This is a genomic window from Glycomyces sp. YM15, from assembly GCF_016918015.1.
GTDB lineage: Bacteria > Actinomycetota > Actinomycetes > Mycobacteriales > Micromonosporaceae > Glycomyces.
Genome location: NZ_JAERMK010000017.1, coordinates 112,022 through 138,613, shown reverse-complemented (window position 1 = coordinate 138,613; position 26,592 = coordinate 112,022). Strand labels below are relative to the sequence as shown.

At 67.7% G+C, this 26,592-nt stretch carries 24 protein-coding genes; 8 read left to right on the top strand and 16 right to left on the bottom strand.

Annotated elements, in window-relative coordinates; translation table 11 throughout:
• The first annotated feature begins 209 nt into the window (after nt 1-209).
• Together JHY01_RS18830 and JHY01_RS18825 are read left to right on the top strand one after the other, a co-directional pair.
• Nucleotides 210-695: a hypothetical protein gene (locus tag JHY01_RS18830; RefSeq protein WP_205327211.1), complete on the top strand. Its 486-nt coding sequence runs from the start codon at nt 210-212 to the stop codon at nt 693-695.
• A 69-nt stretch (nt 696-764) separates the two neighbouring features.
• Nucleotides 765-1,517 (top strand): trans-aconitate 2-methyltransferase, encoded by a 753-nt coding sequence (locus JHY01_RS18825; RefSeq protein WP_205327210.1) that lies wholly within the window; start codon nt 765-767, stop codon nt 1,515-1,517.
• A gap of 282 nt (nt 1,518-1,799) precedes the next feature.
• On the opposite strand, the gene JHY01_RS18820 is transcribed toward JHY01_RS18825, so the two are convergent.
• The 4 genes from JHY01_RS18820 to JHY01_RS18805 form a co-directional block, all read right to left on the bottom strand.
• Nucleotides 1,800-3,011, bottom strand: coding sequence for a hypothetical protein (locus JHY01_RS18820; protein ID WP_205327209.1), 1,212 nt, complete (start codon nt 3,009-3,011; stop codon nt 1,800-1,802).
• A 494-nt stretch (nt 3,012-3,505) separates the two neighbouring features.
• Nucleotides 3,506-6,814 (bottom strand): DUF4132 domain-containing protein, encoded by a 3,309-nt coding sequence (locus JHY01_RS18815; protein WP_205327208.1) that lies wholly within the window; start codon nt 6,812-6,814, stop codon nt 3,506-3,508.
• A 181-nt stretch (nt 6,815-6,995) separates the two neighbouring features.
• A complete protein-coding gene (locus tag JHY01_RS18810) occupies nt 6,996-7,286 on the bottom strand; it encodes a hypothetical protein (RefSeq protein ID WP_205327207.1) in 291 nt (96 codons plus the stop codon).
• On the bottom strand, nt 7,276-7,605 hold the full coding sequence (locus JHY01_RS18805) for a hypothetical protein (RefSeq protein WP_205327206.1): 330 nt from the start codon (nt 7,603-7,605) through the stop codon (nt 7,276-7,278). Before JHY01_RS18805 ends, JHY01_RS18810 begins: the two co-directional genes overlap by 11 nt.
• A gap of 329 nt (nt 7,606-7,934) precedes the next feature.
• Here JHY01_RS18805 and JHY01_RS18800 point away from each other — a divergent pair, with 329 nt between their 5' ends.
• Nucleotides 7,935-8,768, top strand: a complete 834-nt coding sequence (locus JHY01_RS18800) for a Scr1 family TA system antitoxin-like transcriptional regulator (protein WP_205327205.1) — start codon at nt 7,935-7,937, stop codon at nt 8,766-8,768.
• A complete protein-coding gene (locus JHY01_RS18795; protein WP_205327218.1) occupies nt 8,740-8,994 on the top strand; it encodes a DUF397 domain-containing protein in 255 nt (84 codons plus the stop codon). Before JHY01_RS18800 ends, JHY01_RS18795 begins: the two co-directional genes overlap by 29 nt.
• Here JHY01_RS18795 and JHY01_RS18790 read toward each other — a convergent pair.
• From JHY01_RS18790 to JHY01_RS18780, 3 genes are read right to left on the bottom strand one after another with little or no spacing between them, the layout of a single operon-like run.
• Nucleotides 8,978-10,030 (bottom strand): VOC family protein, encoded by a 1,053-nt coding sequence (locus tag JHY01_RS18790; RefSeq protein WP_205327204.1) that lies wholly within the window; start codon nt 10,028-10,030, stop codon nt 8,978-8,980. The genes JHY01_RS18795 and JHY01_RS18790 overlap by 17 nt on opposite strands.
• A 32-nt stretch (nt 10,031-10,062) precedes the next feature.
• Nucleotides 10,063-10,791: a helix-turn-helix domain-containing protein gene (locus JHY01_RS18785; protein WP_307814499.1), complete on the bottom strand. Its 729-nt coding sequence runs from the start codon at nt 10,789-10,791 to the stop codon at nt 10,063-10,065.
• Nucleotides 10,792-10,797: 6 nt separating this feature from the next.
• Nucleotides 10,798-10,968, bottom strand: coding sequence for a hypothetical protein (locus tag JHY01_RS18780; protein WP_205327203.1), 171 nt, complete (start codon nt 10,966-10,968; stop codon nt 10,798-10,800).
• A gap of 161 nt (nt 10,969-11,129) precedes the next feature.
• Between JHY01_RS18780 and JHY01_RS18775 the strand changes: the two genes are divergently transcribed.
• Nucleotides 11,130-11,732, top strand: a complete 603-nt coding sequence (locus JHY01_RS18775; protein ID WP_205327202.1) for a sugar O-acetyltransferase — start codon at nt 11,130-11,132, stop codon at nt 11,730-11,732.
• Nucleotides 11,733-11,858: 126 nt separating this feature from the next.
• Nucleotides 11,859-12,617, top strand: coding sequence for a hypothetical protein (locus JHY01_RS18770; RefSeq protein ID WP_205327201.1), 759 nt, complete (start codon nt 11,859-11,861; stop codon nt 12,615-12,617).
• Nucleotides 12,618-12,685: 68 nt separating this feature from the next.
• On the opposite strand, the gene JHY01_RS18765 is transcribed toward JHY01_RS18770, so the two are convergent.
• The 4 genes from JHY01_RS18765 to JHY01_RS18750 form a co-directional block, all read right to left on the bottom strand.
• Nucleotides 12,686-13,270, bottom strand: a complete 585-nt coding sequence (locus JHY01_RS18765; RefSeq protein ID WP_205327200.1) for a maleylpyruvate isomerase family mycothiol-dependent enzyme — start codon at nt 13,268-13,270, stop codon at nt 12,686-12,688.
• Between the two features lie 3 nt (nt 13,271-13,273).
• Entirely contained in the window at nt 13,274-13,765 is a 492-nt protein-coding gene (locus JHY01_RS18760) for an SRPBCC family protein (RefSeq protein ID WP_205327199.1), read from the bottom strand.
• A complete protein-coding gene (locus JHY01_RS18755) occupies nt 13,762-14,130 on the bottom strand; it encodes a helix-turn-helix transcriptional regulator (protein WP_205327198.1) in 369 nt (122 codons plus the stop codon). The genes JHY01_RS18760 and JHY01_RS18755 overlap by 4 nt, the downstream gene beginning before the upstream one ends.
• Before the next feature lie 1,541 nt (nt 14,131-15,671).
• Entirely contained in the window at nt 15,672-16,409 is a 738-nt protein-coding gene (locus tag JHY01_RS18750) for a phosphotransferase (protein WP_205327197.1), read from the bottom strand.
• Between the two features lie 87 nt (nt 16,410-16,496).
• Here JHY01_RS18750 and JHY01_RS18745 point away from each other — a divergent pair, with 87 nt between their 5' ends.
• Nucleotides 16,497-17,327, top strand: a complete 831-nt coding sequence (locus JHY01_RS18745; protein WP_205327196.1) for an alpha/beta fold hydrolase — start codon at nt 16,497-16,499, stop codon at nt 17,325-17,327.
• Nucleotide 17,328: 1 nt separating this feature from the next.
• Here JHY01_RS18745 and JHY01_RS18740 read toward each other — a convergent pair whose 3' ends face one another.
• From JHY01_RS18740 to JHY01_RS27845, 5 genes are all read right to left on the bottom strand, one after another.
• The gene (locus tag JHY01_RS18740) at nt 17,329-18,339 is read right to left on the bottom strand and encodes a LacI family DNA-binding transcriptional regulator (protein ID WP_205327195.1); all 1,011 of its coding nucleotides are present in this window, start codon (nt 18,337-18,339) and stop codon (nt 17,329-17,331) included.
• 43 nt (nt 18,340-18,382) lie between these two features.
• The gene (locus JHY01_RS18735) at nt 18,383-19,222 is read right to left on the bottom strand and encodes a carbohydrate ABC transporter permease (RefSeq protein WP_374199547.1); all 840 of its coding nucleotides are present in this window, start codon (nt 19,220-19,222) and stop codon (nt 18,383-18,385) included.
• Between the two features lie 35 nt (nt 19,223-19,257).
• On the bottom strand, nt 19,258-20,148 hold the full coding sequence (locus tag JHY01_RS18730) for a carbohydrate ABC transporter permease (protein WP_240192973.1): 891 nt from the start codon (nt 20,146-20,148) through the stop codon (nt 19,258-19,260).
• Nucleotides 20,149-20,245: 97 nt separating this feature from the next.
• The gene (locus JHY01_RS18725) at nt 20,246-21,559 is read right to left on the bottom strand and encodes an ABC transporter substrate-binding protein (protein WP_205327192.1); all 1,314 of its coding nucleotides are present in this window, start codon (nt 21,557-21,559) and stop codon (nt 20,246-20,248) included.
• Between the two features lie 24 nt (nt 21,560-21,583).
• The gene (locus JHY01_RS27845; protein ID WP_205327191.1) at nt 21,584-23,674 is read right to left on the bottom strand and encodes a glycoside hydrolase family 36 protein; all 2,091 of its coding nucleotides are present in this window, start codon (nt 23,672-23,674) and stop codon (nt 21,584-21,586) included.
• Between the two features lie 204 nt (nt 23,675-23,878).
• Between JHY01_RS27845 and JHY01_RS18715 the strand changes: the two genes are divergently transcribed.
• Nucleotides 23,879-26,560 carry a hypothetical protein gene (locus JHY01_RS18715; protein WP_205327190.1) on the top strand — a complete coding sequence of 894 codons (2,682 nt, stop codon included), beginning with the start codon at nt 23,879-23,881 and terminating at the stop codon, nt 26,558-26,560.
• The last annotated feature ends 32 nt before the right edge of the window (nt 26,561-26,592 follow it).

Genomic DNA, 26,592 nt, shown 5'->3' with positions numbered 1-26,592 from the left:
CCTGCGCAGTCTCCAGAAACTCCCTGAGACCGTCAAGCGCTTCTTCAACCACCCCGAACTCGCCTACATCCTTGCCGCCCAACCGGAATGACACCAGAACAACCAACTTCACAGTTCCGGATTAGTATCAGCTTGGCATGGCGGCAGAGCGTACGGCCGAGGAGGCAGGCAGGGCTTGATCAGGTTCCGCGCTCCTCCCCTGGGGCCAAGTGCCGGTCGCGCACTCGGCTTCGGAGACTTGGCACGGACGCAGGGAGTCGCGCTCGATCAAGCTCATGGCCGTGGCCCAGGAGCTCGGCGGTATCTCCTTCCCCCACGCGACACTCGCGATTCGCCTTCACCGTCGACGACAGGAGACCGGGAAGAAGGAGACCCGCCGGACCGACTACGCCGTGACCAGCCTCGACGCCCACCAGGCCACGCCCGCCCAGATCGCCGCGTTCATCCGCGACGAGTGGGGCATCGAGAACGGATCGCATCACATCCGGGACGCCACCTTCGGCGAAGGCGCCTCGACCGTCCACACCGGGACCGCGCCCCGCGCCATGGCCACCTTCGGAAACCTCGCCATCGGCGCCCTCAAGATCCTCGGCGCGACCAACATCGCCAAGACCACCAGGGCGATCCGGGAAGAACCCAAACGAGCCCTCCCGATCCTGGGCATCAGCCACCAACCAGACCCACAGGGAACTTGATCAAGCCCTGCGGTGGCGCTCGACGCAAATGCGGTTGCAGCACACAGAGGGAGTGCCCATACTGGCGCGATGGCACTCGCGTACGACCCGCGCTCCCTCGACGGGGAAACCCTGGATGCGTTGCTCTACGACCACCTCAACTCCTGGGGTGCCAGCGACACCTTCTATCTCGACTTCGTCATGGGCGCCGAGAACGTCCTCGACGTCGGATGCGGCACCGGCGCGATGCTGCGCCGCGCCCGATCCGAAGGACACACTGGGCGTCTGTGCGGTCTCGACCCCGACCCGGCCATGCTCGATCAGGCCCGCGAGTCCGATGCCGCCGAATGGATGCTCGCCCCGGCCGCCGAAGCACCATGGAGGGGCGAATTCGATCTGGCAATCATGAGCGGCAATGCCTTCCAATGCCTGCTCGACGACGAGACGACACGCGCCTCACTCGCCGCGATCCGCCGGGCCCTCGTCGACGGCGGGCAATTCGTCTTCGACACTCGCAACCCGGCCGTGGGCGAATGGCGCACCTGGAACCCGGAGCAACCCTTCGAGATCGTGGACCCGCTCGGCGAACCTATGCGCATCTACCAGGAGGCCGGCGAACCTGACGAGCACGGTGTCGTGGCACTCAAAGCGACGTTCGAGGCCGCCTACTGGGATCAGCCGCTCGTGGCCTCCTGCGGTCTGCGCTTCACCAGCGCTGAAGCCCTGGACCGCCACCTCGCCGCGACCGGCTTCGCCATCGAACATCGGTTCGGCACCTGGGACCAGACCCCCTTCGACCCCGGCGCCTCCTACTCGATCATCACGACCGCACGAGCGGTGTAGCACCCAGGCCGAATCGAGACACCCCAGCCAAGTTGAAACGAGTTCACTGGGACGTCGGCGTTCTGTCGAAACCGTTGTCGCAGATGATGGACCCGTTGTTCCGGCCGGTGACGAGGAAGAACGTCGGCGCGTTGAGCGACGCACTGACGCCGGCGACCGATTCGAGCTCGATGGCGCGACCATCGGGCGATCGTGAAGGCGGACGGGGAGTAGTCGGCGCCGACTTCGAGGGCCATCGGGCCGCGGCCCCGCTGAAGTGCAGGGCCGCGGTTTCCGTTGGGGCTATTGCGTAAGGACGCTCACGCCGATCGCCTCGTTCATGTCGTCCACTCTGGAGAACACGTTCTGCCAGCTGCAGTCGCCGACGTGGGAGCCGTAAGCGCGGTTGTTCCAGGACCAGCCGCCGCCGGAGTCGCCGCCGATGGTGACATCACCGTTCATGCGGACCAGGCTGTCCGTGAGGAAGCCGTCGAGGGTGCAGGACCACCAGGGATTCTGCACGTCGAGTGAGCAGTGGCGGACGTTCGTGGACCGCCCGAACATGCAGATCGACTCGCCCACGCTGAATCCCCACCACGGTTCGACCGACAGCGTGTCGCGCCGGGTGTTGGGGTGGGCGTAGAACTCGGCCACGTCGATGTGGCCGGGGGTGGTGTGCCATTCCATGTCGCCCCAGTAGCCGCGGTGCTGCTGCTGGAAGTCCAGGTCGATGAAGCCGTGGCCGGGCTGCCATGCCTGGCTGATGCCGGTGCAGTGCCCTGCGGTGCTCACGCCGGTGGTGCCGTTGGGGCTGACCACGGTCCATCCGGTGGTGCAGTTGAAGGTGTTGCCGACATAGGCGGCCATGCCGCCGTAGCCGTGTTCGGCGGTGTTGCCGAGCTTGTCGGAGACCGTCAGCTCGACGCCCTTCTGGAACTCCTCGGAGAGTCCCTTGCGGATCTCTTCGGGGTCGGAGGGCAGCTTGGGGTCGGCGCCGAGTTCCGCGCTGATCGTGCCGCTGTCGGTGATGTCGAAGCCGCTGGAGATCTCGCGGAAGCCGAGCCCGGTGAGCTCGCGGTTGAGCCGCTGGTTGCGCTCCTGCAGTTCGAGGAACGAGTACGGCTGCCGGTCGGCGACGATCACGTCGAGGCCGCTCTCCCTGATCACCTCGTACACGAACGAGTCGGCCTCGCCCTTGATGTAGAGCGTGGGCGTGCCGCCGGGCTTCTCGGACAGGGCGGTGCCGACGAACACGTCCAGGCGCTCGGGCGCGATCTTGGCCGCGATCTCGCCGATGGTCTCGGCGACCTTGTACTGGGCCTCGGCTTCTTCGAAGGTCCAGCCGTGGGTCTCGGCGGTGTTGGTGAGTTCGTCCTTGAGGCTTTCCTCGGGGTTCTGGTACCCGTCCTTGGGGTCGGGGTCGTTCTCTTGGGCGGTGACGGCTGCCGGCGAGGCCAGCAGCAGGGCGGGCGCCACGAGCGCGATGAGCACGCGCTTCGTGATGGGGTTCTTCATGGGATAAATCCGATCTGCTCTTCATCGAGGAGGAATGGGATTGCGAGAGTCGGGCCCGACGCCAGGCGTGATGACCTGGCAAGAAGTCACGCTACCAACACGCACAGGCACCGTGGGTCCCTTGTGGCTCGATACGGGGACGCCGAACCTATCCGCTGGCAGCATCTCCCCAGCAAGATGGCATGATAGCGCTACCAGCGGAGTCGACAATGGTCAGTTTGTCGACACAAGGCGTTCTGGCGACGGGGCGACCTCGCCCGAGCCGCCCGAACGGACGCCTGCGACGCCCTTGCCGATGACGCCGCGAATGTTCTGGCGGTCCTGCCCGAAACCCGGCAACGCCTCGCACCGGCACGTCCGGGCCCGACCCGCCTCGGGACGGCCGGATTCAATCCTTGGGCAGCGCGCCCGGAACCATCGTTCGTGCGGCTGGGGATGTCGCCATCGAGAACGCAGCGCCGGTGCGACATCCCCGTTCCGTCACGAGGTGCCGACTATGCGGAGAGCCTGGTGATCCGCGCCAGGACCTCGGAGGCGGTGACCGGGTCGACCGCGACCGCCGGGCTCCGCTCGTCGACCCGCCAGCACGGTTCGCCCTTGGAGACGACGACGCTGCGAACCGTCTGCTCCGGGGATTCCATCGCCGCGCCGGCCCACATCCCCGGTTCCAGTAGCACCGCGACGGTGTGGCCGTTCGCGAGGGCGTACGTGATGCCCGGCTCGACGCCGGCGTCCTCGGGCTTCGCCCGCTCCCAGCCTTGACCTGTCGCCCCGAGAATCCGGAGGGCCTCGATCTTGAGGCCGTCGGCACCGGTGAGGCGGCCGGTCGCTCGCTCCTCGTCGGTGGCCTGGAGGACCGGTCGGCTCAACTGGTCGAAGGGCTGCAGGATCTCGTAGTCGCCGAAGAGCTCGATCCAGTCCTCGACCTGCTCCCCCATGAGGACCGGGTGGTCGAGTCGGACCATGGCGTCGTCGGGAAGCGTGAACGCTCCGTCGTGCGCGTCGGAGTAGGTCGAGTCCTCGGCGATCCGGAAACCCGTGTGGGCGCCGTCGATCTCGGCCGACCACACCAGGCGTCGGGCCAGGTGCCGGTTGAGCGCGTGGTCGACGAAGTACCGCTCGAACTCGGCCTTGCTCCAGGTGCGGGCCGCGACCATGGCCGCTTCGAGGCGGCGGACCTGGTCGGCGGCGACGGTGCGGAGGTCTTTCCGCAGTGCGGCGAAGCGCGCATAGGCGGCTCGGGCCACTGCTGCGTCGTCTTTCGCGCCGGGTTTCGGCACGGTCTTGAGGGACTTGCCGGTCTGGTCGGTGACGCTGGGATTGAGCCGTTCGTCGAGGACCACCGTGAACTGTCGGGGACCGTAGTCGAGCACCAGCGCATCCTGCTCGCCGAGCCCGAAGTCGGGGACGAGTCGGTCGGCGAGCTGCTCGCGGCTGAGGCCGAGCCGCTTGGCGATCGCGGTGATCTGACGGCCCGCTTCGGCCTTGAGGGCCTTGAACTTCACCTTGTCGGCGACCTGCTGCAAGGCCCGCAAGGCGTCCTCGGTGCCGATCGCGGCGAGCACTTCCAGGCCCGTGACGGCCCGTTTGTGCTGATTGTTGTTCGGCCATTCGCGCACCAGTTCGGCGAGCCGTGAGGTGATGGCGTCGTCGGCGAAGTGGGCGAGTTGCGTCAGCGCCCAGCGGTCCTTCGACGGAGCGTCGGACTCGAGCCACTGCTCGAACAGCGCGGAACTGAACCGGGAGAGCGAGTCCCGGTCGCAGGTCTCGGCGACGACTTCGAGGCCGGCATAGGGATACTCGGGGGTCGCCAGCGCGAGCACGGTGATCAGGTGGCCCACCGAGTCGGCCGGCAGCGCGCGTCCGCCGCCCCTGAGGAGCACCTGCGGGAGCGCGGTGGGGACCGTCCAGGGACCGGGCTTGGGGACCTTGACGCTCGGCAGCAGCGGATCGTCGCCGACAAGCTTGGCAATGGCCGCGGCCGCTTCGGGCCCGTACATTTCGGCTTGGGCTGCAACGGCTGCCGCTCCGAATCGCTCGGACAGGCGCGTCAGCGCGGCTTCGGCGTTCTTGCGAAGGGGCTTGCTGGGTCCGAGGGCGTCGGGCACCAGGTAAGGGACTGCGGCCACGCCGTGGCGGTCGAGCCACTGGCGCGCACTCGGGTGGGCGTCTTTGAACTTCACCAGCCGCTCACCGACGATCCGGGCCGCTTTGAGGCTGAGGATGGGCCCGGGGAGCTCGAGGCTGAGGTATGCGGTGGATTCGTGGAGCACCCGGTCCACGACGCGTTCGCCGAATCGCGCGAGGATGCGTTGGCGGTCGGTCGGGTCGTCCTGGTTTTCGTCGCCCTTCCAGTCGTCGAGGCGGGGCTCCGCCAGTTCCATGACGCCGTGCGCCAGGAACCGGGTCATTCGCCGGCCGTAGGCGTCGATGTCCGGCAGTTTGCCGAAATGCTCGAGCCAGAGACTGTTGTGGTCGGACGGGTCCGGGATCGCGTTCCAGGACTCCTGCTCGCCAGCGGCCCAGATCAAGTACGCGGCGGCCGGCGCCTCCAGGCCCTCGATCGTTACGGCCTTGGGCCGCTTGCGGTTCCAGGGCGGCGTGACGAGGAGCGGCGGCAGGTCCTCGGGGGCGGCTTCGGGGACGTGTCCGGTGCTGGCGAAGAGGTCGTCGAGGTCGGCCCGCTCGGTTTCGCAGAGGTGGACGCGCAGTGCGGGGTCGGGCAGGGCGGCGATGGTGACGAGCCGGGCGCGCTGTTCGGCGGTGAAGGTGGGCGCCAGGCGTGCTGCGACGCGCAGCGTGCGGAGCGGGAAGCGGTCGGCCGCTTCGACGGCGGCCGCTCGAGTGCCCGGCTCTTCCAGGCGTTCCAGGAGGTGGGCCGTGGCGTCGTCAGTGGGCATCAGGGAGATCGCTTTGAGGACGAGATTGCCGAGGTATGTGCCCTTGCAGTCGGCGAAGATGGGCCCGGTGAGGATCGGGAGGGTGTCGGTGCCGAACGTGGCGACCAGGGGGATGAGGGTTCGGTAGCTGACCCAGTGATGCTCGACGTCGGCGATGCCCACGGCGGCGATCTGTTCGAGGCTGGTGAGCGACCGCCATACGACTTCGTCGCCGATGTAGCCGTCTTCGCGACCTTTCATGTATTCGGCCGCGGCCTCGAACAGCCAGTCCTCCTCATCGGGGAACAGGGCCATGGCGGCGATACGCTTCGCGACCGTGTCGCGGTGAGCGGCGACGACGGACACGGCTTCGGCGTATTCGTCGTCGGATGCGGCGGCCAGGAGCGAGCGCGCGGCGGCGATCCCGCCGTATTCCAGTTCATGGGCGACCGGACGCGGCTCGTCGGTGGGGCATTCGACGAGGACCCGTTGCTGCAGCGGCGGCGTCTCGCGATACCACTCCGTTCGCTCGCCGAAGGCAAGGAACTCGACGGTCGCCGCCACCGCGAACGCGAGGCCGTGTTCGTGTACCCAGCCGTCGAAGGTCGGGCGGAGCCATGACTCCGTGCGGCGCTCGTGCTTGTCGACCAACAGGCAGGCGATCACGGCCGCACCGCGGGGGTCGGTCTGGCCGTCGAGGTAGGCCTTGCCTTCGGCGGCGAAGGGCTCGTTCGGGGTGAGGTCGAGTGCGGCCCTGAGGTCTTCGGCCTTGTCGGCTCGCTCGCGGGCGAGTTCCTCGACGATCGTCGGATCGGCGAGTTTGACCCGTCGCTTGACCGCACTGCCGCGTCGCGGCAGCACCTTGGCGGTCCAGGAGGAGGGGAGTTCGAGTTGGTCCTCTTGTGGCGCAAGGGCTTTCGTCATCATCGTCCTTCGCGTGGCCGGGAATGTCGCAGCCGAGCATAAAGCGGCGGTGCGACATTCCCGTTCCGTCACGAGATGCCCACTATGGGGCACCGGTGAGCCTGGCGCGGGACGCGAGGATCTCGGAGGCGGTGACCGGGTCGATGTCGGTCGGGAACTCGCGATCCACATCGTCCTGTGGTCAGGTGTTCTCCGGGTTGGCGACGAGCGCCAAGGTCCGCTTGAGAATCCACTCGCACCACTCGTCGTTCTTCCAGGCGCCGAACCACTCCGGGACCATCTCGGGTTCATCGACGAACCGGCAGATCATTCGCGGACCCGCACCGTCGTTGCAGGTGATGCGGTATTCGTCCGGGATCAGCGGATGCCGGTTGGTGAGTTCACGGAAGACGCTGAACACCGCTGGGCCCCTGTGGAAGTCGCCGAGCCAGCCGTCATCGTCGGGATGGCGGAGGGTCGTCTCAGCCTTCACAGAACCTCCAGGTGACCGGCGCGGACGCGATCGGCTGGCGCTGGCTGTAGAAGACCCTGAAAGCCGATTCCTCGACCCAGATCTTCCAGTTGGGCTTGAAGGAACGCCAGAACGGCCCCCAGGTCGCTTTCAGCTCACCGGAGTTGAGGCCGGACACGATCAGCACGAGGTCTTCGGTCTCCCCGGTCAGCACCTGGAACGAGTCGGGCGCAACAGCGCTCGACGCACGGACTCGATAGGTCCGGTAGTCATCGTGGAACGAACCTCGTTCAAGCCCATCCCGATCCGTCGAACCGGCCGGCTTCAGCGAGTTCTTCATCGCTTGTCCCCCTTTTTGGGTATCGGATTTCCGACACTGGCGCGCCGGAGCCGCTGGCAGCGGAAGGTGCAAAGCGGCCCCGGGCGTCCCCACCATGTCGCGAACCGAACAGCTCGATTCGCGACATCCATGAATCTAGGCGGTAAAACCGCAGGTCACAAGATGAACCTTGCTGCGGCACAACGGGACCGTGATGATCAGACCGTATGTAATGGACCGCGTGTTTTTCACGGTTGTCCACTCACGCAGCGATTCTCACAGCATTGGTTTTGAAGTGGACTGTGCGATAGTGAGAGTTCGCATGCAGGACCGAACGCCTGGGGGCAGGTATGGCGCAGACGGAACTCGGCTCGTGGTTCACACGAATGATGCTCCGAAAAGGTCGTCTCGCACTCGACAAGACGCAGCGGGAAATCGCGGAGGAGGTGTGCTACTCCACGGACACCTACCGCGCCTACGAAGCGGGCCGCGCTACCCCGCCCGCCAAGACCATCAAAGGGCTCGCAGGAGCCTGCGGGCTGAGCGACGAAACTGCCCAGTACATGGTGCAGGTCGCGCTCAGCCGCAAGAACGGGGAAGCCTTGGAGGCCGATCAACGGTTCAACGCGATGTTCATCGCCCTGGCCGAACAGCACTATGGCTTCTTCTTCAAGTTCGACGCCCTGATGATTCCCGGGATCCTCCAGCTCCAGGAATACCACTACATCGTTGCCAGACAGGCCGAACCCGGTTCCGACGAGTGGGTCGACAACGGCTGGGACTTCAAAGACGGCCGCCAGCAGACCATCGCGACGCGCGTGGATCGGCCTGAGATGCAGTTCCTTATCGGGGAGGCCGCACTCCTCCACCTTCGCCAGATCTCCGAGGAGCTCTATCGAGATCAGATGGCGCACCTGCATCGCTGGGCGCGGAAGACGGGCGTGAAAATCCGAATCCTGCCAGGTCCGGTGCTGGCTCAGCGCAGCAACTTCGACATCTTCATGGAAGGCAGTAGTAAGCTCGCAGGTCCGCCCTTCGCGTACACCGAGGTGCTCGACTCGAGCTGGCTCATCGACGACCCCACCCGTATCGCGAGTTACGATGAGGTCCGCAAGATGCTTTGGAAAAAGGCGATCCGGATCGAGGTCTACCACGATGACGACAGGCGTTTCCGTTTGGCGTAAGAGCACCCGCAGCGGCTCTGGAAACAACTCCAATTGCGTCGAGGTTCGCCGCGCCTGGCGCAAAGGCTCTCGCAGCGGCGCCGACAACAACACCAACTGCGTCGAGCTCGCCCTCTGCTCCGACGACACCGCCTTCCACCTGCGGGACTCGAAGCTCGACACGGACTCCCCCGTATTCGATCTGTCCCCCAAGGACCTCGGCGCCCTGATCAACGCCGCAGGCTGACAACAGACATCTCGGAAGGGGGCCTCCGCTCTGCGGAGGCCCCATTGGCCTGTTGCAGGATGAGGGCAGCACCGAAGGCGACCTTGGCAGGAATGAAGGGTCGGCCGTCCACGGACCGTCGGAGTTCGACGTTCTGGGCGCGCAGGTGCGCTTCAGCAGCGGCCAGATCGGCGACCTCGACGGTGTAGGCACTCAGGCCCGGTGTGGTGTGCGGCCGTTCGCCCGGCAGGAGCGCCGCCAGACCGGCTGGGTTGGTCAGTATCAGACGGCTCGAGCCGAGAGCGAAGCTGAGGGTCGCGCCCTCCAAAGACGCAGGCAGGTTCAGATAGCGCTCGTAGCGTTCGCCGGCGGAATCGAGTTCGCCGTCGTCGACGCAGAGGACGCATTCGGCCAAGCCGGTGGCGCCGTTGGGATGAGCGAGACCGACTTGGGCGTCGAGGAGATCGTTCGGGACATCTTCGGCGGCGCCGACCCGGCCCTCAGGGACCATGCCCGCGGGCATGGCTGGATCGACGTCGCTGAATTCGAGGACCTTGATGGCGGCGAGCTTGGTGCCCCCGGCGGTGGTGATGGGTCGCTGCAGGGTTCGGATCTCGGTGCGGGCGACGCCCGCCTGCTCGAGTCGAATCGCGGTCCGTTCCGCATCGCGGGTGGCGAAGACGAGGATGTGAGCGCCCTCAGAGATGTCAAGCCGCGCAGCGAGACCCGCGATCGTGTGCCGGATCGCCGTCCTGGTCACGGCGAGCTGCTCCTCGGGGACGTGGAGCGGGACCAGCCGTGAGCCGGCGGGAAGGTGCTCTCGACGCTCGGGCGCGAAGGCGAGCAGTTCGATGAAACTCCGTGGAAAATCGGCATGAGTGTTGCCCGCCCCGACCGGCTCAGGCGCTGCGCCCCGGGCAGAGGGGAGCGCGGGGTAGGCCGGCGCGCCGATGTGGAAGCCGAACCGCGTGAACGCGGTGATCGCCGCGTTCATGTCGCGGACGACGAGGCCGACATGGTGAAGGTCGGTGATGTCCGCGCTGGAGTCGGCAGCCATGCTGTTGGCCTTTCTGGAGGGAGACATCGGCTTCAGTCGGCCGCTGCGCCGTAAGCAGTCCGGCGGAATTCGTCGGCGAGGCGAGTGAACGCTTCGATGGCATGGGGTGCGACGGCGGCGTAGCGGTCCGGTGCAGGCATCGGTTCGGGCTCGAAAGAACGCCGGATGACCTCGGCGAGCTGATCCGCTCGATGGTCGAGAGCGGATTGCGGGGCGTCGGGCAGGAGCTGGCTGACTGTGAAGTAGCCGTAAGCGATCGCCTGAAGTCCATAGTCGACATCGGATAGATCGATGCCGGGGCGCAGCAGTTCATGGTCGGCCAGCGCGGTCAGGTACTCGCGCGAGGTGATCGTCTTGTAGGCGGTGAGTCCGGAGCGCGCCGGCTGACGGGCGAAGGCGGCGAGTTCGGGGCCTTCGGCACTGAAGATCGTCTCGAGGATCGGCCGCCGCATGGCTTCGAGGAAGTGTCGGCGAAGGTAGCGGTGCGGAGCGGCTTCGACCGAGTCGGCGCGGATCGCGGCGATCACGGTCTCGGTCATCGCGGCGGCCTCGCGGGCGCCCACGGACAGCAGCAGGTGATCGCGGCTTTGCCAGTGCAGGTAGACCGTGCCTTTCCCGACCCCTGCACGGCGCGCGACCTCCTCAATGCGAATCTGGCGCGATCCGCCGGTGATCAGCAGCTCCGCAGCGGCATCGAGCAACGCGTCGGCACGTTGCCGCAGGTCGGCTCGCTGGGTCTTCGTCATGATCGCCTCCGGCACCGGATCTCAACTTGTGACCATATTATTATTCTGGTCACGAGTCATCCGCATGGCGTCGCTCGCAATGACGAGATGGCGGTGGGCCTTGGTCGAGTTCTTGCGGGCCATGGCCGCATAGGATCGCTTCGAGGCCTTGCGCGCGCGGCGGCGGCACCCGTTGACGTCCAGGTCGCTCATGGATCCTCGCCTCCGGTCCCGGATCCGTGTGCGCCAACGGCAGGATCATCGCCCGGGTCCGGTCCCGGCGCTCGGCCGTCCCGAAACGCGCTGGCCCCTTCCTCATATTTCAGGATCTACTGAGCGTCGTCCAGTTCCGAAGCACCCGAAAGGTTCGCGGCATGTCCAACGACCGCCTCATGCGGATCCACAGTCCCGAGTTCAAGGCCATGTCCCAGCGGGTCCTGCGGGCCACCGAGCTGACCTCACGCCTGAACGTCCTGCCATTTGAAGACGAGGAGGGCAAGGCGGAGCTGTTCAAGCGGATCCTCGGTCGGCCGCTGCCGCCGAAGGTCACGATCTACCCGCCCTTCTTCACCGACCACGGGCTGAACCTCGATCTCGGCGAGCGGGTGTTCATCAACCAGAACTGCACGTTCCTCGACTACGCGGGCATCAAAATCGGCGAGCGCACGATGATCGGCCCGAAGGCCACGTTCATCACCGTCGGCCATCCGGTCGATCCCGAGGAGCGGCGGGGGTGGCTGAGCGGCGCGCCGATCACCGTGGCGGAGAACGTGTGGATCGGGGCCGGGGCCATGATCCTTCCCGGCGTCAGCATCGGCCGCGACGCCGTGATCGCGGCGGGCGCGATCGTGGCCGATGACGTTCCGGCGGCGAGCCTGGTGGTCGGCGACAAGGCATCCGTGCGGCGACAGTGGTTACGGGGCTGCGGAACTCATTCATCTGATCTCTATTTGTTTGCCCAGGCGATCAAACATTGACATTCCTTTATATGATGTATCAGAATGTCTAGATATCAGACCAGGTACACGCTCCTGGTACGTTCCGACATGATCTGTGCGCGGACAGTGGTCCCATATCTAGAGCGCGCAAGAAGGAAAGGTCAGATGAAACTAGTCGAACGCAAGCCGGCGGTTCTCGGCCGGCTCGCCTTGGCCGTCCTCGTGATCGCCGGTCTCCTGAGCTTCGGGTCTCCTGCGCAAGCCCAGGTGTTCTCCTCGTGCGCCACATTCGCGGAGTACCACCAGAACGACTGGACGATCTACAACAACGTCTGGGGCAACCAGGGCAACCAGTCGCAGTGCCTGCGCGTCAACAGCATCAACTCCTGGTACGTCGACTCGACCCAGTCCGGCGGCGGCATCAAGTCGTACCCGAACACCTCGGTCAGGCCGGGAACTCCCCTGTCGCAGATGGCGAACGCGGGGTTCACGTACAATACTTCGTCAGCCGCCCCCAGCGGCGAGGACTGGTGGAACTGGACGGCGGACATCTGGTCCAGCGGCAACCAGGACGAGATCATGATCTTCACCAGCTGGAACCCGCAGGGACCGGCAGGCGGTTGGGGCACGCAGATCGCGAGCAACGTGACGATCGGCGGCATCCTCTACCAGTCGGTCTGGCAGGCCGACCCCGGCTGGAACGTCCTGCAGTTCATCCCCGCCCGGCAGAACAACGAAGGCTACGTGGACGCCCTCGCGGTCTGGAGATGGGCCGCTGAGCAAGGCCGCATGCGCAACACCACCTTCGACACGATGCAGTTCGGCCTCGAGATCACCTCGACCAGCGGCGTGCCGAAACGGTACAACCTCAACGAATACCACGCCTGGTGGACCAACACGTCCGGCGGCGGGTCGGGCATCTAGCCACAAGCACGAGCGACCAGTGGAGGCCGGGGACAGTGATGGTGTTCCCGGCCTTCGCCGTTCCTCCTTCAGCTCTCGGGCTTCCAGGCCGGGTCGCGGCCGATGAAGGCCGCCAACTTGTCCTGCGGAGAGGCATCGTCGGCGACGGGCACGGCAGGGCCGTAGTGTCCGCTGTCGCGCAGGGCCTGCTCGATCGGCTGCAGGTCGGCCAGCGCGGTGCGGCAGCGCTCCTGTCCCAGCTCTGGTTCGCGGCCCAGGGCCTTGGCGAAGTCCCAGGAGTGCATCCAGATGTCGACGGTGTAGAACTGGTCGATCGCCTCGTCCACGGGCTTGTCGCCGGTGTTCGGGTTCCTGAGGACGCGCCCGGCGGGGTTGTCGATGATGTCCTGGACGTCGGTGACATGTCGCTTCCAGGCGGCGGCCGGGTCGGCGTCGATGTCCAAGGGCCCCAGTTCGATCCCAGCCCCTTTGAGGAAGCCGCGCGGCCATTCGATCAAGTGCTTCACGACGTCCAGGGCCGTCCATCCGGCTACCGGACTGGGGCGCACCCAGTCCTCGGGTCTGGCCGACTCGATCAGGGCGGTGAAGCGGGCGGCGTCGTGGGCGTGCCGCCCGCTGGGGTCGTCGGGCACGGGCGTTCCGTTCTGCGCCACGGTCTACGCCTCGTCCTGGGTCGGTGCCGCGAGCATTTCGTCGAGCTTCTCGTACCCCTCGTTGACTCCGATGTCCATGCCGCTCGCGAGCATGCCGTCGCGGGTCTCGAAGTCCTGAGTCACGCTCAGCACTCGTAGCCGCGTGCGGCCGCCTTCGATCGGCTCGAAGGTCAGCGTCTCGAGGAAGACACCGTCGGGCTCGCCCTCATAGGTGAAGGTCCAGACGATCCGCTCGTTCGGGCGGACCTCGTGGAAGCTGCCGAAGAAGGCGTACGTCTCACCTCCGCTGTCGCCGGTGAACGCCCATTCGCCGCCCGTGCGGGCGTCCCAGCGGGTGATCTTCGTGTTCGACGAGCGGGGCCCGGTCCACTGGGCGTAGAGATCGGGGTCGATGTGAGCGTGGAAGACGCGTTCGGGCGTCGCGTCGAATTCGCGGGTGATCTCGATCGTCGGGACTTTGGGATCTGCGACGATCTCGGTTTCGTGCTTGGTCATGATGCCTGCTCCTTATCGGTTCCCCGTTCCTCGTCGTCCTGGGCCGTGCGGGCCAGGAGGGCGTCGAGGCGACGGTAGCGTGCTTCGGCGTCGCGCCGATAGCGTTCGATCCACTGGGTCATGAGGTCGAGAGCCTCCGGGTTCAGGTGGACGGGTCGGCGCTGGGCGTCCTTGCTGCGGGTCACCAGGCCGGCGTCTTCGAGCACCTTCACGTGTTTGGAGATGGCCTGGAGGCTCACGTCGTAGGGTTCGGCCAGTTCGCCTACGGTCGCGTCCGCGATGGAGAGCCGGGCGACGAGGTCGCGTCGGGTCGGGTCGGCGAGCGCCGCGAAGGCCCGGTCGAGCTGCTTCGTACTGTCACCCACGGATCGTCCTCAACTAATTGGTTGAATACAACGCTAGACCTCTGACGGGTCATTGTCAACCAGTTGGTTGAGGAAGCGTCTGCCTGGTTGATGCGGCCAGCGCGGAGTCAAATCGACAGTAGGTGGGATTCGGCCTCAAAGATGGCGGCGATGAGGTGGTGGACGGGTGGGGTGGGTTGGTCGGGTGGCGGGTCTGTTTCGGGTTGGGGCGCAGGAGCTCTGGTCGGATTCGGGGTGGGGAACATGAGGAGGTTCTCCACCTGTGGGTGATGACAGTCGGGGGCTGTATGAGGGACAATTGAGGTACGTACAGGGACAGGAAACTGGTACAGGTGTCGGGGTAGGTGTAAGCAGACTACGACAAGCCTCTGGCCGATCCGACAAACCGACTTGTTTCGAGGCGACGACCCCGCAAGCCAGGGTGCTCCTCCACTGGAGGCGTCCGATCTCACCCCCGTGCCATCGCCCGCAGCTGTCCGCGCCCCCGACGGGCCGTGACTGGGTGGACGATCCTAGTTGGGATCACCCCAACCAGCAGGCGATGCCGTACCGACGGCATACGCGAACCGAGCACGACCCGCCAGCGTCAGCGGTGAGGCCACACCGAGCGAATAGAGGACTCGGTACGGCGACACCGCAAGCACGTCCATGGCGAGCACCACCCCGTCCCGGCAGCGCCGCGCCCCCAAGCCCGCGCGACTACAGGACGGACCCCGAGGAACGGCAAGCGATCCTCGGGAGGCGAACCCGCCACCGGCAACCACCGGGCGGCCGCACCACTTCCTCAGGGACGGCAGGCACCAGCGCCCGTCCCTGGCAGGAGCGGCGCGCGGCCAGGCGAAAGCCGAAGGGCCAGAACCGGAAGCCGAAGCAAGACCAGCAAGACCAGCAGGGCCAGCGAGGGAAGCAAGTAGAGCAGCGGGAAGGAGGCGACACAGGCGCATGAGGACCACGACCATGCACACGAGCACGAGCATATCCGCGCCGATCCCGTCCACTGCCAGCTCCCTTGTCGCCGACCGCCCCGCCGCTGCGGCATCGGGACGGACCCACCCAGCCCCCAACCGGAAGCGACCACCGGCCCCGCTTCGGCGACACACCGCCGAAGCAACGCTAACCCTTCCCTCGCTGCCGGTTTGCACCTCGCTCCAGAGACGACCCCGGCCCCGGACACGCAACCCGGTCCCAACCCCACCCGGCCCGACCGGAAGCGACCACCGGCCCCACCCCGGCGACCCACCCCCGGACCACCGCCCACCACTCCCTCGCCGCCAGATTGAACCCAGATCGAAACGTCGCTCGGCCCCGGACACCAAGCCCACGGCGCCACCTCACGCTCCCGTCGCTGACTGCCTGAACCTCAGTCCATAGTCGACCTGGCCCGGAAGCCCGACTTCGGGCGAACTCCCCCTGTTTCGTCGCTGATCGTTTGTAGCGCAATTGAAGTGAAGTCGCGTCGAGGCCGGACAACGGAATCGGTCGCTTGCGCCGGTTCGCCACGTTCTGCGAACGGCCGAAGCGCGAACAGGCATTCAGCGAGGTCAGCTCAAGACCCGGTCGAACACGTCGCGATGCTCGGCGACGAACGCGTGCTCGCGGCGGCTCCATGCGATGCGGTCGGCGAGTTGAGCGGGCGTGGCCGGAGCGCTTGCGGGCTTGGCCTGGAACTCGGCCCAGAACCGGACGTTGCGGGCTTGACGTTCGAGGACACAGTCGACCAGGACGTGGCGCTCGGCCGCATCGAGGCCGTACGCGTCAGCGATGAGGCGCACCTGTGCCGCTTGGCGCCCAAGCGGAAGGGTCTGCTTGGAAGCGATCGACCACGTCCAGGCCATATAGGCGACGTCTTCGAGTCGGCCGCCGGGCGCGGCCTCGGCGAAGTCGATGAACGCGACCGGGACGCCGTCTCGGAAGACGGCGTTGTTCGGGCCGGGATCGTGGTGGCAGACCACATCGAACCTCCCGGCGAGGTCACTGCCGCGAGTCGCGTCGTGCATCCGCCGCAGCAGTCTCGCGGCGGCCTGGATCTGGTCGTCCGACCAGACGCCGAACCGAGTCGGGACCTCGCCGGGGATGAAGGAGAGCACGTCAGCCCCGTCAGTCCTGCCCAGGTACTCCGGGGCGCCATCGAATCCCCGCCGTTCGAGCAGCCGCAGCAGCGCGGCCATGAAGTCCGAGGAGCCGGAGAGCGGGCGGCGGACCGTATCGCCTACGCGGGCGATCCCGACCGACATGCGCCCGCCCTCAAGCGGAACCGCGTCTGGGCATGGATCGACCATGGGGGCGACTCTAACCGATGAGTTTCGGCGCCGGATCTCGTCTGCATGAGTGCGGCCGCCAGGCTGCCGGAAGCGAAGGAGCAACGCATGTCGGAGAACGTCAAGCTCGGGGTCGAGCACTTCGGTGATCCGGCCGCACCCCTCGTGCTGCTCGCGGGCGGCACGACCATGCTCTCGTGGCCCGACTCGCTGTGCCGTTCACTGGCGAACGGCGGACGCCATGTCGTGCGCTACGACCTGCGCGATTGCGGCGAGTCGACAACCCAGGACCCCGGTGCTCCCGCGTACACGCTGCGTGACCTCGCCGCCGACGCCGCCATGCTCGCCCGAGACCTCGACGACCGGCCCGCCCACCTGGCGGGCATCGGTGTCGGCGGCATGGTCGCTCAGGTCGCCGCGCTCGACCACCCGGAGGCCTTCTCGGCACTGACCCTGGTCGGGACGCGGCCCGTCGCGCCCGGACCGGTCGACGCCGACCTGCCCGACCACGATGGCGCGACGATGGGTCGGCTCTTCTCCCACCCGATGCCCGACTGGTCCGACCGGACCGCCGTGTCCCGCTTCGCAGCCGAAGGTGCGCAGATCCTCGGCGACGACCCCGACGCGGCGCGTGTGAGAGCCGAGCGCATCTTCGACCGCGCCTCGAGCACGGAACCGGCGGTCCAGATGGCCAACCATCTCGGCATGGTCTTCGCCGAACTCGACTGCAGGCCGCGCTGGCGGGAGCGCCTGCCCGAAATCGGTATGCCGACGCTCGTGGTGCACGGCCGCCGCGACCGGTTCTTCCCGGTCGGCAACGGCGAGGCGCTGGCACGCGAGATCCCCGGCGCTCGACTGCTCGTGCTCGAACAGGCCGCGACCGCCCTGCCCGACTCCGCCGCTGATGATGTCGCGGCGGCGATGCTCGCGTTGCAGTAGGTCAGCGGGCCCTCGGGGCGGCAGTGCTCTCGCGCAGGACCAGGGTCGGCCGTTCGCTGGAGTAGCGGCGGACGACAGCGTCGTCGATGGCCTGCTTCAGGAGTTGGAAGCCCCGCACGCCGAGGCTCGCGAAGTCCTGCCTCACCGTCGTGAGCGGCGGCGACCAGAGTTCGGCGAGCGGGTGGTCGTCGAAACCGGCGACCGAGATGTCCTCGGGGACGCGGCGGCCCGCTTCGGTGATGCCGCGCATGACGCCCATGGCTATCTCGTCATTGCCGCAGAAGACGGCCGTGACCTCGGGGTCGGCGGCGAGTTCACCGCCGACCGCTATGCCGCTCTTGGGTTCCCAGGTGGCGTCGCGGACGGCGGGGACCGGTGCGCCCGCCTTCGTCAAGGCCCGCTTCCAACCCGAGGTGCGGCCGTCGACGCGGCGGGAGGGCGGGACGCGGACATGGTGCACGGTGCGGTGGCCGAGGCCGAGGAGGTACTCCGTGAGCTCCTCGGCTGCGGCGGCCTCGTCCAGGACCGCTTGGGGCACACCGGATTCGCGCGTGCCGGAAAGGGCGACCACCGGTAGGTCGGTGCCGAGCTTGTGGAGCGCGGCAACGCCGGGCGGGTCGAACTTGAGGACCACGACCCCGGCGAGGGTCTGCATCCGGGTCGCCGAGACGGCGCGGTCGACCTCCTCCTCGTCGGCGCTCTCCACGACGGTGATCATCACCGTGTAGCCCTCGGCGCGGGCGGCGATCTCGATGCCGCGGATGGTCTCCGCGTAGCCGTAGCGGGAGGTGTTGCCCGCGATCACCGCGATGGTCCGGGACTTGCGGGAGACCAGGACCCGGGCGGCGGCGCTGGGCCGGAAGTTGAGCTCCGCGATGGCGGCCTCGACGAGCTCGCGCTTCGCAGGGCTCACCCTCGCGGCCCCGGTGAGCACGCGGGAGACCGTGGGGACCGAGACGCCCGCCAGTTCGGCGACGTCGGAGATCGTCGGGTTCCTGCCCTCTCTGGCCACGGTCCTCCTCTCGGTCACTTGACGGCACCACTCGTGTTCGAGCTCATTTCACCGCTCCACTGGTGATACCACTGATGATCCTGCGCTGGGCGACCATGAACGTGATCAGGAGCGGCAGGCTCATCAGGATGATATAGGCGAAGATCAGGTGCCAGTTCTGGAGATACAGACCCGCGCTCGCCACTTGGTAGAGGTTGAGCGGCAGCGTGTCGAGGCGGCCGCCGATCACGAACAGCGCGTAGAACACGTCGTTCCAGATGTACAGGCAGATCAGGATGGTCGCGGTGGCGAGCACCGGCCGCAGCAGCGGCAGGACCACGCGGATGAACGTGCGCACCGGACCGGCCCCGTCGACGCGGGCGGCCTCCTCCAGCTCATGCGGGATCGTACGCACGAAACCGGTCACGAAGAAGATCACAGTGGACAGATACATGCCCATGTAGACCCCGATCATGCCGAGCGCGGTCCCGGCGAGACCGAGCTGGCGCAGCAGGAGCACGATCGTGACGACCGCGGGCGGCAGCACGATGCCGGAGATGCCCAGCGCATAGATCGCGGCCGTGAGGCGGCCGCCGCGGCGGCCGAGGATCCACGCGGCCATCGAGCCGAGGATGAGCACGCCGACCACGGCCGGGACCATCACGAGGAGGCTCCCGAAGAAGCCCGCGATCATCCGGCCGTCCTCGAAGACCTGGGCGAAGTTGTCGAACAGCCGCCATTCGCTCGGCGGCGACAGGTCCGGGTTCAGGGCCTCCGCCTGGTCCTTCGCGGCGGTCGCGATCACCAGCCAGAACGGGACGCCGAGCACGAGGACGGCGACCAAGATCGCCGCGGCCGGCTGGACCGGGAAGCGGCGGCGCGTCCTGCGGCGGGCGGGTGCGATGGGGGCGGCGGTCTCCGGCCGTTCGGCGGTGATGGTCAAAGCACGTCCTCTCGCTTGCGCAGGAACCGGATCACCGGGAAGGCCAGGATGGCGACCAGCAGGAACAGCACCAGGCTCATGGTCGTGGCCTGGGCGAACAGGCCCTGCCCGAAGGTCCGGAAGATGTAGATGTTCAGCAGCTCGGTGGTGCCGCCGGGGCCGCCCTCGGTGGTGGCCTGCACGATGTCGAAGCCGTTCATCGAGCCGAGCAGCGCAGTCGCGACGTTGAACGTGACGGCCGGGGCGAGTAGTGGGAAGCGGATGGAGCGGAACATGGTCCAGCGCCCTGCCCCGTCGAGGCGGGCCGCTTCCAGCACGTCCTCGCTGATGGTCTTGAGCCCGGCCAGGTAGATGAGCATCGAGAGGCCCATCCACTTCCAGGCGTGGACGATCGCGACGACCACGATGGTCCAGGTGGTGTCCCCCAGCCACGGAATCGAGACCTCGGCGCCGGTGAACCAGCCGATGATGCCGTTCAGGGCGCCGTCGGGCTTGAGCAGGGCCTGGAAGATGTAGCCGACCGCCAGCGCGGACATGATGACCGGGACGAAGAAGGCGACCCGCACGGCGCGGTTGACACGGGTGTCCCTTTCGAGCAGGAGGGCGAGGCCGAGGCCGAAGGCGTTCTGGAAGATCGCGACCAGCACCGCGTACACGAGGGTGACTTTGAGGGCGTTGCGGAGGGTGCCGTTGGAGATCAGCGAGGTGAAGTTGTCGACGCCGGCGAAGTTGATGTCGCTCTTGAAGCTCGACCAGTCGGTGAAGGCGTAGACGAAGTTGAAGGCGGTGGGGACGAGGAAGAACACGACCAGGACTGCGAGCGCCGGGATGAGGAACCACAGCGGATGGTCTTGTCTGCGGGGTCCTGCCTTGCCCTTGGCGAGCATGGTGGTCACGGCGTTCGGCCTTCCTGGTAGCGGCGTTGCCGGTGGTGAGGGGCGCCGGGGTCTTGACCCCTGCCCGGCGCCCCTCGGTTTCGGGGGGTTAGAAGCCTTCGGCGCCTTGGGCTTTGGCGAGTTCGGCGAACTGGGACTGGGTGGCCTCGGCGACCTCGGCGGGCGTCTTGGTGCCCTGGATCATGTCGGCGAGGTAGATGTAGAGGTCCGGGTTGGCGATGGCGAGGGCCTGCATGGAGCCGACGGAGGTGCCGACGGATTCGCTGACGGCGAGCAGGGCTTCGGGGACGTCGGCCGGGGTCTCGACGCCGGTCTGGAGCGAGACGGTCGACTGGGCGTTCACGAAGTCCTGGTAGCCGTCGCCCATCCAGTACGAGAGGAGCTGGCGTGCGGCGGCCTCGCGCTGCTCGTCGCCGGTCTTGAAGGCGACCAGGGCGTTCGACTGGTCGGGGATGAAGGTGCCGGTGTTGCCGGACGGGGAGATCGGGAAGAAGCCGATCTTCTGGTCGAGTTCTTCGGTGTCGGCGAGCGACTGGAGTTGGCCGAAGAACGAGTTGACCTGCATGACCATGGCGGCGTCGCCCGCGAGGAGCGCGGCGCCCTGGTCTTCGAAGGTGGCGGTCTTGATGTCCGCGTTGAAGAGGCCTTCGTCGATGAGCGCCTTGTAGTTGTCGATGGCGCCCTGGATGGTCGGGTCGGTGAAGGCCTCTTCGTCGGCGTTGACGCGGTCCCAGAGGCCGTCGGCGGCGGCGTCGGCGAGCTGCACCTGGACCCACCACTGGGTGCCCCACCTGTCGGCGGCCATCTCGTGGAACGGGGTGACGCCGGCGGCTTTGAGGTCGCGGGCGGTCTGCAGGAAGGAGTCCCAGTCGGTGGGGGTCGCGGTGATGCCGTTGGCCGCGAACACTTCCTTGTTGTAGTAGACGCCTTCGACGGCCGGGGTGGTGATGAGGGTGGCGTAGCGGGTGTCGTCGAGGATGCCGGTGATGTCGCGCAGGTCGGGCTGGTAGGCGTCGAGCCAGGGGGCGTCGTCGAGCGGCTGCAGGTTCTGGGTGGCGTTGAGGGCCGTGAGCTGGGAGGCCGTGGGCTGCCAGAACGCGAGGTCGGGCTTGTCGCCGGTGGCGACCTTGGTCTGGACGCCCTGCTCGTACGGGTCGGGGATGGTGACGACCTCGACCTCGGCGCCGGTGAGCTCCTCGAAGCCCGCGATCACGCTGTCGGGCACGGTGTTCGAGTTCTGGGCGGCCCAGATGGTGAGGGTGGTGCCGGAGAGGTCGGCGTCCTGGGCCGGCCAGGTGACGGGCCCGCCGGACCCGGTGTCGGCGCCGGGGTCGGAGCACCCGGCGAGGGTGATGGCGCCTGCGGCGGCGAGCGCCAGCGCGTTGCGGAACCTGTTCGACATTGCATCGCTCCTAGCGGTGAGGGATTAGCAGGTCAGGCGGAAGGTGCGGGCGGCGGTGCCGGCGTCGCCTGCTTGGACGTGAAGGGTGCCGGTCGAGGCGTCCCAGGCGGTCTTCCATTCGGGGAGGTCGACGGGGAACACGGTGGTGACGGTGAGGTCGCGTCCGGCGAGGTGCGGCAGATGGAGGGTGGTGGAGGCGGATCCGCCTCGGCGCCAGACGGAGACGAGGTCTTCGTCCTGGCCGCGGAGGCCGAGGGCGACCCAGGGCTCGGTCCATTCGGGGAGCCCTGCGGGCCAGTAGGCGTGGCCGGTGGCGATGGCGCCGCGCAGCTCCTTCGCGGTGGCGACGGCGGTGGCGACGGTGGCGCGCTGGGCTTCGGTCATGCGGTTGAGGTGGCCGGAGACGTAGTAGCGGCCGAGGAGGCCGGTGACGAGGCAGAACGCGACTTCTTCATCGTTCATCTCGGGCTGGGGGTAGGCCCAGCTGGCGGCCTGCTCGGGCAGGAGTGAGATGGGCGCGGCGGCGGCGATCGGCGGGTACTTCCAGAACTCCTGCTGGTCCGAAGTGGACTGCATGGCGAGGCGGGAGAGGACGGCGAAGTCCATGCGCATCGCGCCCGAGGAGCAGTTCTCGATGACCAGGCCGGGGTGGCGGTCGAGGACGCCGTCGAGCCAGGCGAGGTGGGCGCGGTTGTGGCCGAGGAGGCCGTCGCCCACGCTGTCGGCGTTCAGGTCGGTGCCGGGGCCGGGGTTGACGTTGTAGTCGAATTTGAAGAAGCCGATGCCGAAGTCGTTCACGAGCCGGTCGACGACGCCGTCCAGGTGCGCGATGGCGGCGGGGTGGCGCAGGTCGAGGTGGTAGCGCTGGTGCTCGACGAGGCGCTGGCCGTGGCGCTGGAGGAAGGCGTCATCGGGGAGCTTGTCGGCCATGGGGCTGCGGACGCCGACGACTTCGGGTTCGAGCCAGAGGCCGGGGGTCATCCCGGCGTCGCGGATGGCGTCGATGACTTCGCCGAGGCCACCGGGGAAGCGGGTGATGGAGGGCCGCCACTCCCCCACGCTGGGCCACCAGTCGCCGCCGTCGTCGTACCAGCCGGCGTCGATGCAGAAGATCTCGGCGCCGATCGCGGCGGCGGAGGTGATGAGCGGGAGGAGTTTCTCCGTGGTGGGGTCGCCCATGAGGGTGTTCATGTAGTCGTTGAAGACGACGGGCATGGCGGCGTTGTCGGGGTGGGGGCGGCGGGCGGCGCGGCGGAAGTCGGTGAGGGCCGCGACGGCTTCGGTGAAGTCGCTTCCCAGGGCGATGGCGGCCGGGACGCTGGTGAACGACTCCCCCGGGCGCAGGACGCGGGTCCAGGACGAGTCCGCGTCGGTGGGGCCGGAGAGGGTGCAGTACCCGCCTTGGAGGTCTTCGCCGAGCTCCCAGCGCCAGGCGCCGTTGTGCTCGATCTGCCAGACGAAGGCGAGGCCTTGGGTCTCCACCCCGGCGACGGGGAGGTGGCGGCCGGTGGACCAGGTGCCGTCGGAGGTGACGGAGTAGTGGCCGCGCGGGTCGTGGGTGCTGTGGGCGAGCTGAGTGGAGAGTCGCGGGAAGTCGATGCCGCGCAGCGGGGTGCGGGACCAGCGGCCTTCGCCGAACCAGTCGCTGACGCCTTGGATGCGGTGCCAGCCCGCGAGGTTGTCGTCGTCGACGGTGCCGGGCCGGGTGAACCCGGCGCTCCAGGAGGCGACGGAGCGGAGCACGAGGGTGTCGTCGCCGGTGGCGCGTACTTCGACGCGGGAGCGCACGGCCGACTCGGCGGTGTCGAGGATTTCGAGGGTGATGACGGCTTCGACGCCGGGCGCGGTCTGGCGGATGGCCAGCGAGCGGGTGCCGCCGTCGCGGTCCTCGGTGTGCGAGGCGTAGCGGAGGGCCAGTCCGAGCTGGGTGTGGGAGATGCGGTCCGCGCCGGGGGTGTTGCCCTGCCGGGCGGTCGTGACCTCGACGAGGGGCACGGCGTGCACCGGGATCGCGGTCCCGCCGCGGGTGACGCCGGTGACGCGCACCGGCGAGTCGGCGTCCCACGCGAATCCGAATTCGAGACGTCCACTGCCCCAAGAGAACTGATCGGTCACGATACCCCTTTTTCCGTACGTCGGGATCGCGGTCGGGTGTCGGCCGCGATGTCGTCAACGGTTCGAACCTAGCCCAGTTCTGAAATCGATTTCAAGTCATGTCTTGAAATCGTTATCAAATATCGGTACGGTCTACCTGCGGCTCGAGAGCCGAAATACCCCGATCTCAATGAAGAGAGGACCCCCCTGATGTTGAGGAGACTCATGAGCACCGGTGCTGCCGCGGCGGTCGCCGCGACCGCGGTGACAGGACTGGCGGGCGAGCCGGCCGTCGCCGCCGAGCCCGAAGTGCTGGCCGTGGACTTCGCCGACCGCACCGGCGACTTCCGCGGCGGCGCCTCCGGCACGCTCTACGGCTTCGGCGACGAAGGCGCGCCCACCCAGTCGCTCATCAACGGCGCCCACATCACCAACACCTCGCAGAAGGCGCCCTACGGCACCCAGCACCCCTCCGGCGACGCCATCAAGGTCGAGGACGGATTCTTCGCCGAGCACGGCGAGGACATGTACATCTACATGCAGGACTACTACCCTGAGTGGCCGTACAACAGCGGCCGGCGCCCCGGCGACACCCGCACCTACAACCTCGAGGACGGCACGTACACCGAGGGCGGCAACGGCGTCTGGGACTTCCTCGAAGTGGTCGAGTTCGTGACCGAGGCCGTCGCCACGGACTCCGACCGTCCTGAGGACTACGTCTTCCTCCCCTTCAACGAGCCCGACGGCGGCAACTGGTACCCGAACTGGGCCGACCAGAAGGACCGGTTCCTCGGCGACTGGCAGGCCGTCTACGAGAAGATCCAGGAGGTCTGGGAGCGCCACGGCCTCGGCCACGCCCGCATCGCCGGCCCCGGCGACACCCGCTGGCAGCCCCAGCGCAGCCGCGACCTCCTCGAGTTCGCGAAGGCGAACCACTCGCTGCCGGACATCTTCGTCTGGCACGAGCTGGGCATCGACAACCTCGGCACCTACCGCCGGAACTTCGCCGACTACCGCGAACTCGAAGCGTCCCTGGGCCTCGACCCGATCCCGGTGAACATCACCGAGTACGGGATGCTGCGCGACATGAGCGTCCCCGGCCAGCTCATCCAATGGTTCACCATGTTCGAGGACACCAAGGTGGACGCCCAGACCGCTTACTGGAACTACGCGGGCAACCTCTCCGACAACACCGCCCGGCCGAACGGCGCGAACGCGGGCTGGTGGATGTTCAAGTGGTACGGCGACCTCGACGGCAGCGAGACCGTGCGCGTCACCCCGCCGACTCCGAAGGGCGTCGACACCCTCCAGGGCATCGGCGCGGTCGACGACGCCGACCGCCGGGCCACCGTCCTCTGGGGAGGCACCGACAGCGACGTGGCCATTGCGATCAGCGGGCTCGACGAGTCGGTCTTCGGGAACAAGGTCGACGTGGAGATCCGCGAGAACGCGCTCACCGGCGCCGAGGGCCTCGCCGACACCCCGCGTGTCATCGCCGCGTACGACGGCGTGCAGCTGGACGACGGCGAACTGCGGCTCGACGTGCCCACCTACGACCGGTACGCCGGATACCAGCTCATCATCACCCCGAGCCAGAGCCGCGACGTGGAGGCCGACGCCGCCGCGCAGCCGTGGCGGGACTCGATCGAGGCCGAGGACATGAACCTCACCGCCGCCACGGTCTACGCGCAGCACCCGCAGGCCAACGGCGGCTGGCAGTTCCTCGCCTCCGGCGGCGAGGACGTCGGCTCCTTCAACCAGGTCGATTCGCGTGCAGAATGGAACGTCGCAGTCCCGCACGACGGGACCTACCGGCTCCAGGTGATCGGCGGCGCCCCCGGCGTCCCGGGCAGGCACGCGCTGTTCGTCGACGACGCGTCGGCCGGCACGATCCAGTATGCCGCCGACCTGGCGCTCAACGACAACAGCCGGTGGAAGTACCGCGGCAGCGCCGAACTGCTCGTCGACCTGACCGCCGGGAGCCACACCCTGTCGATCCGCTCCAGCGCCGATGGGACCACCAGGCTCCCCAACTCGGACATCACCCTCGACAAGGTCGCGTTGACCTCTGTGGAGGAAGGCGAGCCCACGCTGTACCCGTCCACGGGCTTCCGCCTCGAAGACGGCGCCTCCCTGAAGTGGAACGGCGACTGCAAGGGCGGCGCGGCCATCAGCGGCGCTGCCCGGGCCGACCTGTACGCGACGGCGATCGAGACCGGCTACTACGACGTGCAGATCGACTGGTCCTCGACCAAGGCCTCCTCGGTCGAGCTCACGGCGAACGGCGACGCCGTAGCCACTGTGGACTCCGACGCGGCCGGGAAATGGCGCTCGAACGCCGTCGTGCACCTCAACGAGGGCATCAACGAGATCGAGCTCCGCTCCCCCGACGGCGCCGTCGTCCAGTCGCTCACCACGATCCGCGACCGGGCCGCCGACAGTGCGGCCGTCTCAGTCGAGGCCGAGGACATGACGCTCCACGGCCAGGCGTCGATCACCACGCTCGCCGACAGCACCGGCACCAACGCCTCCGGGAACGCCTTCGCGGGCTGGATCGGCAACGGCACCGCCAACACGGTCGAGATCGCCCGCGACGGCTTCGCCGCAGCCGGGGACTACGACCTCACCGTCTACTACGCCAACGCCGAGACCTCAGGCCAGCACGACTACAACCCGCAGGTCGTGGACCGGCTGCTCGAGGTCGCCGAAGGCGGCGAACAGGTGGGCCACGCGTACTTCCGCTACACGTACTCGTGGAACAGCTTCTCCCAGCGCACGATCCCCGTGACACTGTCCACTGCGGATGAAACACTGCAGCTGGGCAACGCCGGCTCGTGGGCGCCGGACATCGACCGGGTCGTCATCGCCCCGCGCCTGATCGGCGCACCGACGACGGCCGCCCGCTGACCGAAGGAACAGCGGATGCCCTGTGCGCGAAC